11 protein-coding genes are annotated in these 15242 nt (G+C 55.8%); 1 reads left to right on the forward strand and 10 read right to left on the reverse strand.

Features of this window, described 5'->3' with window-relative positions; all coding sequences use genetic code 11:
• Positions 1 to 7 precede the first annotated feature (7 nt).
• The 5 genes from bcsB to bcsD are packed head-to-tail and all read right to left on the reverse strand — an operon-like array spanning position 8 to position 6262.
• Positions 8 to 2296: a cellulose biosynthesis cyclic di-GMP-binding regulatory protein BcsB gene (gene bcsB / locus DBV39_RS15090; protein ID WP_159078980.1), complete on the reverse strand. Its 2289-nt coding sequence runs from the start codon at positions 2294 to 2296 to the stop codon at positions 8 to 10.
• On the reverse strand, positions 2293 to 4479 hold the full coding sequence (bcsA, locus tag DBV39_RS15095; protein ID WP_108622243.1) for a UDP-forming cellulose synthase catalytic subunit: 2187 nt from the start codon (positions 4477 to 4479) through the stop codon (positions 2293 to 2295). The genes bcsB and bcsA overlap by 4 nt, the downstream gene beginning before the upstream one ends.
• Positions 4476 to 5246 carry a cellulose biosynthesis protein BcsQ gene (gene bcsQ / locus DBV39_RS15100; RefSeq protein WP_108622244.1) on the reverse strand — a complete coding sequence of 257 codons (771 nt, stop codon included), beginning with the start codon at positions 5244 to 5246 and terminating at the stop codon, positions 4476 to 4478. Before bcsQ ends, bcsA begins: the two co-directional genes overlap by 4 nt.
• A complete protein-coding gene (gene bcsR / locus DBV39_RS15105) occupies positions 5246 to 5770 on the reverse strand; it encodes a BcsR/BcsP family cellulose biosynthesis protein (protein WP_108622245.1) in 525 nt (174 codons plus the stop codon). The genes bcsQ and bcsR overlap by 1 nt, the downstream gene beginning before the upstream one ends.
• Positions 5771 to 5821: 51 nt before the next feature.
• The gene (gene bcsD / locus DBV39_RS15110; protein ID WP_108622246.1) at positions 5822 to 6262 is read right to left on the reverse strand and encodes a cellulose biosynthesis protein BcsD; all 441 of its coding nucleotides are present in this window, start codon (positions 6260 to 6262) and stop codon (positions 5822 to 5824) included.
• A 1125-nt stretch (positions 6263 to 7387) separates the two neighbouring features.
• Here bcsD and DBV39_RS15115 point away from each other — a divergent pair.
• Positions 7388 to 10327 carry a DUF3427 domain-containing protein gene (locus tag DBV39_RS15115; protein ID WP_108622247.1) on the forward strand — a complete coding sequence of 980 codons (2940 nt, stop codon included), beginning with the start codon at positions 7388 to 7390 and terminating at the stop codon, positions 10325 to 10327.
• A 36-nt stretch (positions 10328 to 10363) separates the two neighbouring features.
• On the opposite strand, the gene DBV39_RS15120 is transcribed toward DBV39_RS15115, so the two are convergent.
• The 5 genes from DBV39_RS15120 to DBV39_RS15140 all read right to left on the reverse strand — a co-directional run bounded on the left by DBV39_RS15120 (position 10364) and on the right by DBV39_RS15140 (position 15013).
• Positions 10364 to 11161 (reverse strand): alpha/beta fold hydrolase, encoded by a 798-nt coding sequence (locus tag DBV39_RS15120; RefSeq protein ID WP_108622248.1) that lies wholly within the window; start codon positions 11159 to 11161, stop codon positions 10364 to 10366.
• Positions 11162 to 11225: 64 nt separating this feature from the next.
• Positions 11226 to 12125 (reverse strand): isocitrate lyase/PEP mutase family protein, encoded by a 900-nt coding sequence (locus DBV39_RS15125; protein WP_108622249.1) that lies wholly within the window; start codon positions 12123 to 12125, stop codon positions 11226 to 11228.
• 108 nt (positions 12126 to 12233) lie between these two features.
• Positions 12234 to 12563, reverse strand: coding sequence for a DUF4387 domain-containing protein (locus tag DBV39_RS15130; protein WP_159078981.1), 330 nt, complete (start codon positions 12561 to 12563; stop codon positions 12234 to 12236).
• The gene (locus tag DBV39_RS15135; protein WP_108622251.1) at positions 12556 to 13929 is read right to left on the reverse strand and encodes an acyclic terpene utilization AtuA family protein; all 1374 of its coding nucleotides are present in this window, start codon (positions 13927 to 13929) and stop codon (positions 12556 to 12558) included. Before DBV39_RS15135 ends, DBV39_RS15130 begins: the two co-directional genes overlap by 8 nt.
• A gap of 127 nt (positions 13930 to 14056) precedes the next feature.
• The gene (locus DBV39_RS15140; protein WP_227870661.1) at positions 14057 to 15013 is read right to left on the reverse strand and encodes a LysR family transcriptional regulator; all 957 of its coding nucleotides are present in this window, start codon (positions 15011 to 15013) and stop codon (positions 14057 to 14059) included.
• Positions 15014 to 15242 lie beyond the last annotated feature (229 nt).

The following is a 15242-nucleotide window of genomic DNA, read 5'->3' on the forward strand; positions in this document are numbered from 1 at the left end:
TTATTACCTACACGTTATCGTTTGGCTGGTGCGCACTGGGAGATCCGACCAGCAGACGGCTCTGGGCTCTGGCACGCAGTGACAGGTACAAGACGACCGCAGTCAGCACGGCACCCACAAGAAAAATCACGAACAGAATGCCCGGGTGATCGGACAGAAACCAGAGGACGCTCTGAAAGACGCCCAGGCTGCCGACGTAGTAGGTCTGCGCGGTTGAAAGCGATTCGATCCGGTCATTGCGTACGGAGACGAGGCTGCCCTGGAATTCTTGTGCCTGATCATCATCGAACAGCATGAACTGCACCGCCTCCTGCATACTCTGCCCACCCTCACCGGCGACGACCACGACGCTGCGTCCACTGGTGACTGGTGATTCGAAACCTGCTACGTAAACGCCATTGACGGGCCTGGTGAGCGGGAGCGGTGTCTGGTGGCTGAACGGGTTGGTCGTAAAGAAACGTTTCAGCGAAGTCCACCAGTCACTTTGGGTTGTTTCAGGTGCGGGCGCTGGAATGTGATCTCGCCATCTGGCAAGAATGCCGGTGGAATCATCTGTCGCAATCAGAAGCAGGTCTTTCTCTTCCAGATCGTTCGCCTCGCGCCTGACCGTCAGGCCGGTTGCGGGATAGCCCGTGGTCTGGCCAATCTTTCCCAGAATGGTCAGGAACGTTGCTATCTCATGCGTGCCCGCGTTTTGCGAAAGCAGGACAACGGACTCTGACAGGTCGGCCATGCGCGAATATGGAAACCCCGCCGTGCGGAATGCGGCAAGATCAGGCATGGCCATATGATGGGGCAGACCAGTGAGGTCGATTGTTGATTGCGGGTCAATCCCGCTGTGGCGTGTGTCGAGCATGCTGCCACCACATTCCGTTCGCAGCGGAGTCGGGTACTTGAACTGAAACTGTAGCTGAGCCTGAGACTCCAGCAGTGGTAGCGGCAAGGGGATTGTCTGACTGGCGATGCCGGGTACCTGGGTCAGTGCTCCCCAAGCCCCTTCATAAGAGTCTCCAAGCTTGACTTCCTGCACGAACTGCTGGTTGATCAGCACCACCAGTGTAGAGTCCTCCACCTTGCTCAATGGCGTGTATCGATAGCGCAGATCCATGGGAACAGTGAGGGTGCGCCAGCCAGAAAGATCGGGAGGAAGCCGAACGCCCATGCTGATCGGTGGCGGATCAAAACCTGCAACCGTCATGTCACCGGAGGGAAGTAGTTCGCCCAGATAAACCGGACGATCCGTGGGCAGCCAGTTGGGTGCGTCGTAGGGCTTGCGTGGCTCAGCCTGAATGTCCTTGGCTTGCACGGTCGGCCCGGACAGTGTCTGCGCGCCCAGAGCAAGCGAGACAGCCGCTTTGCGAATCTCATCATCATCGCGTCCCATGACCAGCAGAAGCTTGCCCGTCAGGTCGTTGGGGTTGGTGCGCATCGCCAGAGTGGGCCCCTGGATGGAGGGCAGGTCTACACCTGGCAGTGATTCGTTCGGCCCGAGCACGATGATGGCATGTCCGCTGGACGGAATGCCCTCCGATGCAATCGAGATCTCCGTTCCCCGATAGGAGGCGAGTGCTCCGAGCCAGGACGCAAGAATGCCGGCTGCCTCTAGCCGACGATCCGATGGGCGGCCAAGTATGAATGCCATCTTCTGCATGCGCAGGTCCCTGGCATCAAAGAACGGCACTGGCAGGATGCCCAGATCGTCAGGCAACGCACGCGGTTCGGCGTCGAACACCAGCTTGCTGGACTGATCAATGGAGACCCACAAATCTTGATGCAACGGGTTCTCGCAGCCCATGGTGTAGTGACCAATCAGTTGCAACTCGAGCACGTTGTAGGGCTCCAGTCCGGCCACGGGCAGGTCGATCTGGGTGCGGTTTAACGAAGTGGCTGACCGTGCGGGGAGTGGCAGCGTGGCAATTACACCTCCATTCAGTAAAACATTCAGATGCGACAGGTTTTCGAGGAGTGCCGAGGAGTAGGTGTAGGCCAGATCAAGCGTCAGGCCCCGGATATGCTGATCTTCTCGCACACCGAATGCGACCCCCCTGCGGGCATCCACGCCGCGAAGGTCCCATTGGGGAGCATTGCTGTAAGGGTCCAGTCGGATGGCGTATTGCCGGGTGCTTGCGGGCTTGCTACCGTCGTACGAGCCGGCATTCCAGCCGGCACTACCACCGACACTCTCACCATGCGGATTTGCCGGTTCGGTTTGGGCCCAGGTGGCACAGGCTAGACTGGCAGCGATTGCTGCCAGACAGCTCCTGAGATTCAGCCAGGACCGTTTTGGCGTTCTCATGACTGAGCCGGCCTCCGGCTCCAGACCCGACTCGCCCGGTTGCCAATCGCCTTGCCGGACTCCCGGATCAGCAGAAAAACGCCTCGCACCCCAAACCGGCCGATCTGCCTGATGGCGCTCAGAGGAGAGTCTGGAACCGTGTTGACCCATTTCTGAGCCCACAGATCCGCGCGTCCGAAGGTCATCTGTGAGAGTCGCACTTGCTGTTCGATCGACAGCTCATAGAAGCGCAGCCCGATCCTGTTGTCACTGTTGAATCGAACTCTGGCCGGAAAGATCTCTTCTTCGTCACCCCGAAACAGCGAGACGTACACCAGCTCTCCCAGTTCGATGTTCAGGGGACCCTTCATGACCAGACCCAGGCCGTCTGCGGAAAAGTCACTGGTGTGACACACAAACCGGTGTCCGGTGGGCAGTGCCAGTGTGGCCGGGATGCTGAAGTTCACACGAGGTGACGCGCGCAACTGCTTCTGTTCCCCAGCAACGGCCACACTGGCACCGCAAATGACGACGTTGTGTGTTGTCCAGACCAGGTTGAAGACGGCCGTGTAGATCAGAGACTGGTCACCGCCACTTGTGAGGATCAGCCAGATACCGATGAACATACCTGCCACGTTGAGCAGCAGCAAAATGATGTAGGGGCGTGCAAGCACCCAGTCAAAGTATGACTCGTTCTTGATTCCACCTTTCGCAGTGACATTGAAAGTTGCCTTGTCTGGATTGATCAGCGTGGCCAGTGTTGGTCGCATGAGATACCAGGCCAGTACCGACTCGTAAACCTCGTTCCAGAAAGAATGGCGAAATCGACCCTGGATCTGCAGGTTTGTGATCTGTGCGTGCAGAATGTGAGGAAAGACATATGCGAGAATCATCAAGGGGGCGGCCTGAAAGACGTGAGCCCCGAAAAAAAGATAGGCCAGCGGTGCAGTCAGAAACACCAGCCGTGGAAGACCATAGAAAAAGTGCAGCGAAGCACTGAGGTAGCAGATTCGCTGGCTGAGCTTCAGACCTTTGATGACCAGCGGATTGTGGTTGCGCATGATCTGCGCCATGCCACGCCCCCAGCGGATTCGCTGACCGATGTGGCGTGACAGCGTCTCGGTTGCAAGCCCGGCCGCCAGTGGCAGGGCCAGGTAGGCCGTATTCAGCCCGATGCTGTTCATCTTGAGAGCGGTAAGCGCGTCTTCGGTCACGCTTTCAGTGGCCATGCCACCGACCTGCATCATGTGCTCCCGGCGAATAACTGCGCAAGACCCGCAAAAGAATGTGGCGTTCCACAGGTCATTACTATCCTGAGTCAGACCGTAGAAAAGCTGCCCTTCATTAGGAACCCGATTGAATACATCCAGATTCTGCTCCATCGGATCGGGGGAGAAGAACACGTGTGGTGTCTGCAGCATGGCGAGCTTGGGATCTTTGATGAACCAGCCCAGTGCGATTTGCAGAAACGATCGAGTCGGTATGTGGTCGCAATCAAAAATCGCGACAAATTCGCCATCCGTCTTCTCTAATGCAGCATTGATGTTGCCTGCTTTTGCGTGCTTGTTGTCCGGGCGAATCAGGTAGCCGATGCCAGCTTGCTCGCAGAACTCGCGTAACTCATCTCGACGACCATCATCGAGCACGTAGATGTTCAGACGATCCGATGGCCAGTCGAGCAGTTTGGCAGCGACGGCAGTCTGCCGTACTACCGAGATCGGCTCGTTGTAGGTTGGAATAAAGACGTCGACAGACGGCCAGGTCGAGCTGTCCGGCGGCATGAATGCAGGCTTGCGCTGCAGCGGCCATGCCGACTGAAAGTAGCTCAGAAAGAGCGTGAGCATCGCGTAAAGCTCTGCCATCATCAGACCGTAGCCGAACATCGCATCGACCCAGTTCTCAAAGCCCAGTGTTTCTGTGACGCGCCAATACAGATAGCGCAGACTGGCCGCAGATGAAAGCATCATCAGTATCAGCACAGCCAGCCGATTGGTCGAAACCCTGGTGATGGCGTAGGCCGTGGCGAAAGTAATGAGACCGAACAGAATCTGGTGAGTCAGGCTCAGTGGAGTGACAACCACGCTGATAAAAAACAGCAACGAAACAGACAGTGCGAGCCACTGAAAGATCGGATAAGACCACACAGGAAGGCTGACAAGCGAATTGCCAGCTTTGGCTATCCTGGCTCTGAAAGTGGGGGTCATCGACCAGCTCCCGGGCTGGATAGCCTGGCGCTGACCCACTTCGCGCATACACGCAAGTCACTCGCACCTTCACTGAAGGGAGCGTACTGCAACACGCTTTGTCCCCAGGCGAGCGCTTCGCTGATGGACTGGTCCTGATGGATCCGTCCAACGATACGTTCTCCGAACGATGCACGTAGCATCGACAATACATCGCGACTGAGTGCGCGGCTCTGGTCGCTCTGGTTGACGACCACGCCGTAGTCGCGAAACTCTGATCTGCCGATGCAATAAGTATCGAACAACGATTTCATTTGCGGCAAGGTCACGTATGAACCGGCGTCAGGTAGCACCACTGTGAGCGCCACAGTGGCAGCTGTGAGTGCCTGGGTCATGTAAACCGACGGTCCTGGCGGCGTGTCGAGTACCACGACCGCGTTGTCCGGCATGCTCAGTTGATTGAGTCTCTCTACCAGCCAGCGAGGGTTGTCAATCAAGCGGCCCTCGAAGTCCCTTCTTTGCGTCTCCGTGCACTCTCCGTACGACAACAGCGCTACACCGGAAGGTGTCATCTCGATCAGTTCGCCAAAATTTGACGCGTCCGCACTGACAAGTCCGGGCGCACTGCCCGCTTCGAATGAAAAGTGAAACCGCAGTCCATTCTGAGGATCAAGATCAATTGCCAGTGCCGGGTGACCCAGTTCGTGCAAGGCAACGGCCAGATTGGCAGCGACCGTGCTCTTACCGACGCCGCCTTTTGCTGAAACGATCGACAGAACATTCTTCATTAGCGGCTTAAGCGACTGAACAGTGAGCGGATAGAGCCGGCAGGCTCTGGTGCCGCGGCAGGCGGTGGTGTGACTGGTTGTTCAGGATGCGAGGCAAGTGGTGCTCTGCGGCCCTCGAGTCGCTGGAACAGGGCACGGAGATCCCCGGACGTCTCGTGTGCGGACTGTGACTGCGCAACGGCAGGTGGCTCTACCCGGGCGTGCGAGGGAGGAGCGAACTGCGTAGCTGGCGCAGTATCCCTGTACTCAGCCGATGCGACCGGAAACAACGGTTTTGGGGCAGCCGAGGATGTCGCAGCAGTACTGGACTGAGGAACAGAGCTGAAGGGTCGTGGCAGGGGGGCACGTGATGTGACCGGCGTCACGGGCTCAGGTGCATCGGATTGAACATGAATACGCTGAAATACCGGCCACCGTTCACGGGTTGCCCGGTTTTGCTCGGTCTCGTAGATTTCCTGATACTGATCTGTGTTCTTCTCGCCGAACATGGCAAAAAGCTTGGTGACATCTTCCGATTTGCTCATGGAAATACCTTAAGAAAGACTTTCTGGCAATGGATTCGGCATAAACTGCTCTTATCCTACTAATCTAAACGAAAAAACGCCAGTATGTGCTTCATTTGTTTGATGAACTTTCAAGTGATCTCCTGCTCCTGCGGCACGAAACCACTGCTGGTACACCCCTTGCAGGAAGTCAGCGAAGCTCCCATATTCTGGTGCCTGGGCTGGAATGCACTCGTGAGTGATTTCCAGGTAATCGCTGTGCTCGATGAAGGTCACCAGGCCCCAGCCAAGCCGGCTCCAGTGCAGATTGGCCTCGAGCTCCAACTGCGCGATCGATTCACATGCTGGTAGTGCCAGGTCCTGTCCTGCACGAATGCCGGCATTGACCAGCAGATGCCGTGCCTGCTCTTCGCCCAGCGTCGCAAACACTTCATATAGAAAGGGGTTGAGGAGGGCGCTCCAGTTACTGTCGCGGCGCTGGCTCTCAAGGTAAGCGGTCAGTTTGCTCTGCATCGCAAAACTCCAGTTGATGAACAGTTGATTCCGGAAAGAGTGGGAACACGGACAAACCGGCCAATCCGGTCGTTCGTATTGACCAACTTGGGCCTGATGTGGGATTTGATACGCGCCCTTGAGTGGGCGCGAGACGAATCAGTCGCACACAGAAAATGATCGAGACGACCGCAGCTATTCTGGCGATCACGACAAAGCGGTGTGGGAAGATTCAAAACGGCGTTCAGCGGCTTACCAGCCAAAGCCGTTGGAGGCGTTAGCAGCCGAAGAAAACGACAGCTCATAATGAAATGACGAAAAGCTTGGCAAGGCGGAGCTACGAGCTTCTGGCACGTATTCTTGAAGCATAACCTTGCGTCAGAGCGATGTTGAAGAGTAACCCGCGCGCCAGGCTCTGGTCTTTGAAAACTCGGCGTTCAGATTATGGTCAACCATCGAGTCGAATTTTATGCAATCGAAATGCTTTGTCAACGAGAATGATTTTATTTCAAGTGTGTTGAATCCGGCCTTGAGCAGGGATGAGAAAAGTTGTGCTGTCTGCCTGCATGGATCTTTGCACGGGCCCGCGGGTGAATCCGCAGCCTGATTGTGCGAGGTCAGGTGTGACGGGTGTCCGGGTCATGGGCAACCATTTGATTAGAAAAAACTAATGGGAATTGAAGGAACAGAGAATGGTTGTGCCAAAGCACTTCTGCCCACCAGATGTGGTTGATTCGTTGAAAGAAGTTGCACACTCTTTGCACAAACAGAGCACCGTTGCGACGAAGCCATTCTCTTGCGAATGGCTTCGTTCATGGCAGCGGTACATCTGAGATGAACAACTCCTGGTGCCATGGCTTTTATGAGTCTGTCTTCCAGACACGGAGGCCGGACCTGGTACCTCACTGAAGCGGTTCAGGCGTCTGCTACAGGGCGTTGAGGCAAGGTACAGCGCCTGTGAGTTCTAGTGAGTGTTTTGATGGCTCGTTGTGGGTAAAGCTTAGTTCAGTGCTATCCTGGAAACGTCCTGGCGAGCCGTGTTTGGGGGGCGTTCGATGTGCCTTGTGTACCGGTGATATGGCACCTCAAGTGACGATTGTCCTCAGAACGATGAGTAGCCTCTCCCTCCCAAAGGTAGAGTTCCAAATGAATACGCAATCATCCCTGTTGTCGGGGGGCGAACAGAGCCCGCTGTTACCCGCATTGCGTCGGGCACTCAGCCAGGCGACAGAGATCGAGATTGCTGTTTCATTTATACGGTCAAGTGGACTTGACCTGATATTCGGAGATCTCGAGGTTGCTTTGTGCTCACAGACGCGTCGAGTGAAGTTAACGATTCTTACCAGTGACTACATGAGTGTCACTGACCCCAGGGCTTTACGACGTCTCATGCTTCTGGTCGAACGTGGCGCCAGCATCCGGGTATACGAAACGGATGGTTCGGATAGTTTTCACCTGAAGGCCTACATTTTTGTGCGGACTGAACATGGCAGACTTGCCGGGGCAGATGTGTTTGTCGGGTCCAGCAATCTCAGCGCAAAAGCCCTGACAGACGGACTTGAAAGGAGCTTTCACCTGGTCTATCCGAACGAGGCAGACACCTCTTCAGAGCGTCAGGTCAATGAGATCAGGCAGCGGTTCCGGCAGTTGCAGCGCAAGCCTCAGGTCCAGGAGTTGAGTTTTGAGTGGATCGAGCGGTACCAGGCCCGTCATGAACAGGCTCAGAAGGTTCTGCCGTTCGATCAATACTTGAATGAAAAAGCAGATAATCCGACTCCCAGACTGCATCAGCGACATGCGTTGGCTGCGTTGCACGCCGCACGTACGCGCGGAATGACAAAAGGTCTGGTCGTGCTCGCTACGGGCATGGGCAAGACCTACCTGGCAGCATTCGATGCCCGCCAAATGCAGGCAGGCAAAATCCTGTTCGTCGCACATCGGGAGGAGATACTGTTGCAGGCACAGGAGAGCTTCCTGGGGGTCATGCCCAGAAAGCGGGTCGGCATGTATGGGGGCAAACAGAAAGATCCGGAATCCGACCTTCTCTTTGCATCGATCCAGACCATGGGTCGCGCCGCGCATCTCGAGCGCTTTGGTAAAGACCATTTTGATTACATCATCGTCGATGAGTTTCATCATGCTGCAGCAGGTAGCTATCAGCGGTTGCTTGCCTACTTCAGGCCCCGGTTCCTGCTCGGGCTCACAGCCACGCCGGATCGTACGGATGGCTCTGACATTCTTCAACTTTGTGACAACAACCTGGTTTACCGCAGGGATTTGTTTGATGGCATCAGTGATGGACAACTGAGTCTGTTCAGCTATTACGGAATCTTCGACAAGGATGTGAACTACGAGCATATTCCCTGGCGTAACGGCCGCTTCGAGCCGGACGCTTTGTCAAATCAGCTGGCAACCCGAGGTCGCGCCCGTCATGCGCTCACCGAATGGCAGGACAAGGCACAACTGCGAACACTGGCTTTTTGTGTTTCCCAGAAACATGCAGATTTCATGGCGACTTATTTCTGCGAAGCCGGTGTTCAAGCGGGTAGCGTTCACAGTGACTCTGAAATCACCCGTTCCGAAGCGCTTGAGCAGCTGGCCCGAGGAAAGCTGAAAGTTCTGTTCTCGGTAGATCTGTTTAATGAGGGAGTGGACTTGCCACAGATCGACACGGTGATGATGCTGCGACCGACCGAGTCAAGAATCCTTTTTCTTCAGCAACTTGGCCGGGGGCTACGTCCTAGCGAAGGCAAGGATCGTCTTGTCGTCATCGACTTCGTGGGAAACCACCACAGCTTTCTCAATCGGCCCGAGATGCTGCTCGGCTCGGTTTTTACGCACAGACCGACTCGCAAGCAACTGGTTGACGTTGCTCAAAGAGCCAGTGAAGTCCTGCCGGCCGGCTGCTATGTGAATTACGACCTCGAGTTCATCGAGTTTCTTGACAGCCTGGTTCAGGATAATCTTGGTGGTCAATACCGTCGACTCAGACAGACGCTGGGACGTCGACCGACATTGCTTGAGTTCTGGCGCAGTGGCGCAACCCTGTCGAACCTGCGTCGTAACTACGGAAGCTGGTGGGAGTTCGTTGACGAGCAAGGGGATGCCAGTGCGCAAGAGCTGGCTATCCTGGAGTCATGCACGCAATGGTTCAGAGACTTGACCGTCACTCGGGTCTCCAGTTCCATCAAGCTGGTCATGTTGCAGGTGATGTGCGAGCACAACGCGTTTGGACGGGCGGTAACCATTCAGGAGCTCGCCCGCTGGATCAGGGAGTGGCTACTGCTCAATCCACGAATACTGGTGGACAGCCCGCTGTCTTTGCAGCCGCTCGAGAACGTGTCTGAGGCGGAGTGGGTCACGCATCTTCGCAAAACGGCTGTAAATGACTGGTGTGAGGCCGAATCAGGTATGCAGGCGGTGTGGTTTCGTCAGGACGGCTTGCTGTTGCGATTCAGTCAGCGTATCGATCCGGGCGATTCAAGACTATGTGGTCAGATGACCTCGGAAATCCTGGCGTGGCGACTGAGTGCCCATTTACAGGCGCTGGAAACGGATAGTTCGACGAATCCGCTGGCCAGTGCACCAGCCAGCTCGCAAGCCAATCTGCAGGCCAGGGTTGGCGAGTACTTCATGCGCGAACAGATACCGCCTCTCTTTGGTAAGCAGTTCAATCCCGGAAACTGGAGTTCAGGACATGTCGTGTTGCGCCAGCCTGCTGTCCAGATCTTGCTTGTGACGTTGAACAAGCAAGGTAAGGCAACGCAGCACCGATATCATGATTATTTCATGGACGAAGCGCATTTTCATTGGCAATCACAGAACAGCACCAGTCCCAACAGTAATCGCGGGATGGCACTCATCCGGCACTCAGCTTTCGGATCAAGGATCTATCTGTTTGTGCGGGAAAACAAGCTTGGCCAGAACAAGAAGGCGGCACCATTCCGGTTCTACGGTGAGGTCGACTACGTCCGTCACGAAGGGAGTCAGCCGATGAGTATTGTGTGGAAGCTTCAGGATCCGGGGCCAGTCGGCGAGCAGTTTGACGGCGCAATTGCAAACGATTGTGCAAACAATACACGCTGATCCGGGGCACAGGTGTTCTGGCGCCGCAATTTCAATTTAGCGCCCGGCTTGCTGGCACTCAAGGAATCCACGTATCAGTTTGAGCACGGTGGACGGGTGTTGGCGATGCGGCATGTGCCCGCAAGCCGGCAGAATGTGAAGGTTTGCAGGCCCTTGCGTTCGAGACACCAGATGATGCGGATGATCGGTCGACCCATATTCGTCATGGTCACCATGCAGACATAGAAAAGCGCACCGGACTTTGGGCAACCATGCGTCGAGGTTCCAGTCTTTAAAGGCGTCAGAACACCAGGTGTCGACCCATGCACGCAATACCCAGTATGCCTTGGCCCCGTGATACTTCTCTAGCCGTTGCATCTGCCCGTCTTGTGCGAACTGTGTTTCAACGGCGCGGATACCATCCAGAATCTGGCGGTCGACATAGCCTTGTGCCGCGATGGTGATGAGACCTTCGCAGGATTGTGGTGAGGTCGCTGCGCAGCAGATGGCCATCCCGCCACCCACGCTGTGTCCGAGCACGACAAACCGGGAGACGTCGAAATACTGGCGGATGGTTTCAAAGTCGGTACAGACCTCGCGCTCCACAAAATCTGATGCCAGTCTGTCCGCGCGTGAGGATGACTGACCGAAGCCCATTCGGTCATAGGCAATGACGCAGCGTCCCGTGGCGCTGGCCAGTTGTCCCGGGAAATCTCGCCAAAGGGCGACGCAACCGAGTGAGTCATGCAGCAGGATGATCGGGACACCGGTTTGCCTGGGTGGCGTCCAGCACTGGGCAAAGAGGGTTCCATTCTGCGTACTGACGCGGTGTTGTTCAATGGTGATCGCAGGCATGAAACATCTTTATCCAGGTTAGATGTGTGACTCAGGCCGCCCGGCAGGGTTGTTGGTCAGACGGTTAGCCACGCTTGGGCATGTGAATGGCTCCAAGCGTGGCTTGCTCAAGCTTGTACATATCTTCAAGCCCGATCGCTTTCTCTACTCGTGCCCGGATCTGAACCATCTCGTCGTTGTCCAGTCCGTGTTCGCCTGTTTCGTTCAGGTGGGAATAATAGGCGAACAGTGTTTTTGCGACAACGTTGATGGAGCTGATGGCGTCATAGAGAATCTTGTATCCCCACTGATCGAGCTGGTCCCGTGTATATACACCACGGTTGAACTTGTTACCGGTGCTGTTCACGTAGACCAGTGGCACGTGAGGAATGTCTTGCCGGGCATTCCGGGTATCCTCATCGCTGTCAGGGAATATCATGATCATGTCTGCGCCGGCCTCGACATAGGCATTGCACCGACGCACTCCTTCTGCGTATCCGTGTGTACGCATGGCATCGGTCCGCACGACAATGACAAAGTCCGGGTCCTGCCTTGCCTGCTTTGCAGCATGGATCTTCTGGATCATCTCCTCCATCGAAATGACTTCCTCGACCCCCATATGATAACGGGCGCGTTTCGGAAAAAACTGGTCTTCGATGTGGATGGAAGAGGCTCCCGCCTGCTCGAGCACTTTGACTGTTCGCATGACGTGCAAGGGATCTCCCCAGCCTGCCCCTGCGTCGACCATGAGAGGCAGGTCAGACACCTGACGAACGCCTCGAACGATCTGCGCGACCTCTTCGAGCGACATTAGTGGCTCGGTGATGGCGGTGTGTGCACCCATGGCGTAGCCACCAAGACACAGAGCCTCGAAACCACAGGCCTGGGCAATTCTCGCACTCAAAGGATTAAAAATAGCAGGCTGTATGAGACATCCAGGTTTGTTGATCAGTGCTCGGAATTGCGACTTGTGGTTTGCAGACATAAGGCAGTTCTCCAGTTCAGGTGTGGGTTATTCAGGCGAATATTGAAGATCGCGAATGACCCGAAACGAGGTTGGTGAAGGATTGGCATATTTGCGCGGAAAAGCTGGTCAGGCTGTCCCGGTCGTTGTGACGGGCAAGTACATGAGCGGCACGTGTTGCTGGGAGCCATACACATCAGAATCGGCAAGGTCTCCTGATCCGACCAGACGAGGCATGGTGACCTTGATGGCAAGGACCTGGGGATACGCAATGATTCTGACGTCCTCAGATGGGACCTGATATCGATTGGCAATGATTTGAGCGTCAAGCGCGGCGCTGCGGGTGACATGGTCATAGGCTTGCTGATCTTTGAAAATCACATCAATCGTCAGCACAAATGCCCCTGCATTCTTTGAGCGGAGAATGCGGGCATAGTCCATCAGTTTCGGATTACTCAACTTTTTCTCCTGATTCGTTGAACTGGATATATTCGATCGGAAAGACTTCGAGCGGATCGTCGAGCTCCATGGCGTGCCAGACCGTGAATCGATAAGCTGGTCCAACAGAAACGTCTGATGGCGAGAACGGCATGGCCACGTTGCCTGCTGTACACAATCTGCCATCGAACTCGGTGTGCATGGCGATGTAGCGCGCTTTGGCCAGCACTGCCAGGGCTTGCTGTTCGGTCTGCGCGACCACATCCAGCATCAGTCCAATCTCATGTGGCATCTCGTAGGCCTGGGGTTCTCTCGATCCGAGCACTGCATCGAGTCCGTAGCGTCGAATGGTCAAGGTGTATTGATCCGTCGTAATGCCCATCCCGAGCGCCTGCTGGGCTGTGCGCTCCTTGATCTGCTCGCTGAACTCACGTATTCCGGCAATCAGGATCGGGTCGCGTATGCCCGCGATCACGATCGCCCGCCATCCGCACAGGTCTGCGCCTTCAAGCTTGACGGTGTATCGGGATGCGGGTGTGAATGTCGAGCCAGAGACTCTGACCGCCCGATCATTGATGGCTTCGTATTGGCATTGACTGGTATCCACGATGCCTGACGGTTCCACGAACTCGAAGGGTGACGGGTTCTCGTACATCGTATGGGCAGCAACGCTAGATGGTGTGCAGCGCTTGTCCGGGTGTGCGGGCTCCACCACGAAGCTGTCGTGTCCGAGCGTTCCGATGATGCAGTCCTGGCCGGTTTTGGGGCTGGCGATCGTGGCGCCGCACTCAATGGTCTTCCCAAGGTGCCAGGCCAGTCCGGGAGAAAAGCCGCGCATCTGAGGAACGGCGGCGTAGATCGCGCTGTCACTGCATCGTCCGGCCAGGATCACGTCGGCGCCCCGGCTGATGGCTTCAATCAGGGGATCCGCGCCCATCATCGCGACGATGCGGGTGGATTTTTCAAGCGTTTCTTCATTAAGGTCAAAGCCTGGCCAGATGCCATGAATGCGGCCTTCCTGCAATCGCCTGACCATTAGCTCTCTGGGTGGCTCAGAATGAATGATGGCAAGCTTGAGAGACAGCTTGTGCCGGCCGATCAGCGCCTGAACAATGGATCGTGTCAGCTCCAGATGGGGCTCCCCACCCCCACCACCACACGATCCAATGATCAGTGGAACATCAGCTTTTCTGGCGGCCAGCAATAGCAGTTCCAGGTCCCGTTCGATCGACTGCTCTGAAACGTATGGTTTGCCGGCGCCCAGATAGTATGGGCCGGGGTCCATGGAGCCGGCATCGGCCCCGATGAAGTCAATTCCCTGGGTCATTGCCGCCTCGAGCGCTTCTTTGGTGAACCCGTATCCGATACAGGCTGTAGCTGCCAGCATGCGTATTGTGCTGTGATGGTTTTGCAAATCCCGTTGGTGTGGTGTCATGGTATGCCTTTGTTGTTTCTCGTGATCACAATGTCTGTTTCGCATGGCTGTCCTATTTGCCTTGCAAGAACGGAACGCCTCACTTGACTCGCTCGCGCGTAACTGGATCCGTTGTTGCTTCAGCTTTCAGACGGGGCACGGGCTCAAGGCCGTGGCTGCCCGGATGGGTCCGATAGACCTGGGCTGCGGCATCCCAGAACGCCTCGATCAGCTGTAGTCTGGGTGAGCCCCTGTCCCATAGAAGCCCAAGTTTTCTCGCGGGGCACACGGGGTTCAGGGGCATGGTCAGCACATCGGGGCCCTGACGCCACAAGTGCCAGGAGCTAGGCACGATCGCGTTGCCTAAACCTCTGTGAACGAGTGCGACGATGGTTTCTGTGGACGCAAGCTCGTAGTTTCCGTGTGGGGTGACGCCAATCGACTTCAAGTAGATGTCAATCCGGTCACGCACCCAGCTGCCTCGGTGGTACCGGATGAAAGGCTCATCCTTGAGCAACTGCATGGGGTCCTTTCCTTGATGTCTGACCGACGTCAGCAGAAAGAATGGCTCTTCGGTCAGATATCGCCAACCCAGACTCTTGGGCAAGGTGAAACTCGGTTCGATGGCGATCGCTGCGTCCAGCGTATGGTTCTCCACCATGCCGTAGAACTCGGCCGAGATGCCCGAGACAAGGTTGACCCGTATATCCGGGTAACGTGAGTTGAGCACCACCAAGATGTCGGCCATCTTGTGCGTGAGCACCGTACTGCCAGCGGCCAGTTGAAGTTCACCTCGCAGCTCGTCGGCATTGGCCATTGCGGCTAGCGAATCAACTTCTTCAACAATCTTCTGCGCCTGCAAAAGGATGCGATGACCTGCATTGGTCAGGTGCACGACTCTGCCTGCCCGGCGCACCAGTTCGGCGCCCAGTTCCTGTTCGAGTGCACGAATCTGTTGCGCCACGCCTCCGTGCGTCAGGTTCAGACGTCTGGCCGCCTCAGCCATGGATCCATACCGGTGCACAGCCAGTAATGTCGAAAAGAGTTTGGTATTCAAAACGATAAGAATCCTATCTTTTTATGATATCGAAGCATGGCCCTGTTGCGCTAATACATCGCTATCATGAAACACATTGAATACAGCCCCAAACTGGTACAGGTACAGACCAGGACCGATATGATTTTTATTCTGTACCTGAATACATTGAATTGAAAGACATTTTTTAATAGGCCAAAGAAACATGATCTGGGTTTCAAGGCAAGCTTGAGCAGTTCAGGTTGCAAAT

Source organism: Orrella marina, from assembly GCF_003058465.1.
GTDB lineage: Bacteria > Pseudomonadota > Gammaproteobacteria > Burkholderiales > Burkholderiaceae_B > Algicoccus > Algicoccus marinus.

Excerpts from the sequence above, each read along its gene's own strand:
- bcsB (WP_159078980.1), bottom strand. The coding sequence starts at position 2,296 with ATGAGAACGCCAAAACGGTCCTGGCTGAATCTCAGGAGCTGTCTGGCA.
- bcsA (WP_108622243.1), bottom strand. The coding sequence starts at position 4,479 with ATGACCCCCACTTTCAGAGCCAGGATAGCCAAAGCTGGCAATTCGCTT.
- bcsQ (WP_108622244.1), bottom strand. The coding sequence starts at position 5,246 with ATGAAGAATGTTCTGTCGATCGTTTCAGCAAAAGGCGGCGTCGGTAAG.
- bcsR (WP_108622245.1), bottom strand. The coding sequence starts at position 5,770 with ATGAGCAAATCGGAAGATGTCACCAAGCTTTTTGCCATGTTCGGCGAG.
- bcsD (WP_108622246.1), bottom strand. The coding sequence starts at position 6,262 with ATGCAGAGCAAACTGACCGCTTACCTTGAGAGCCAGCGCCGCGACAGT.
- DBV39_RS15115 (WP_108622247.1), top strand. The coding sequence starts at position 7,388 with ATGAATACGCAATCATCCCTGTTGTCGGGGGGCGAACAGAGCCCGCTG.
- DBV39_RS15120 (WP_108622248.1), bottom strand. The coding sequence starts at position 11,161 with ATGCCTGCGATCACCATTGAACAACACCGCGTCAGTACGCAGAATGGA.
- DBV39_RS15125 (WP_108622249.1), bottom strand. The coding sequence starts at position 12,125 with ATGTCTGCAAACCACAAGTCGCAATTCCGAGCACTGATCAACAAACCT.
- DBV39_RS15135 (WP_108622251.1), bottom strand. The coding sequence starts at position 13,929 with ATGCTGGCAGCTACAGCCTGTATCGGATACGGGTTCACCAAAGAAGCG.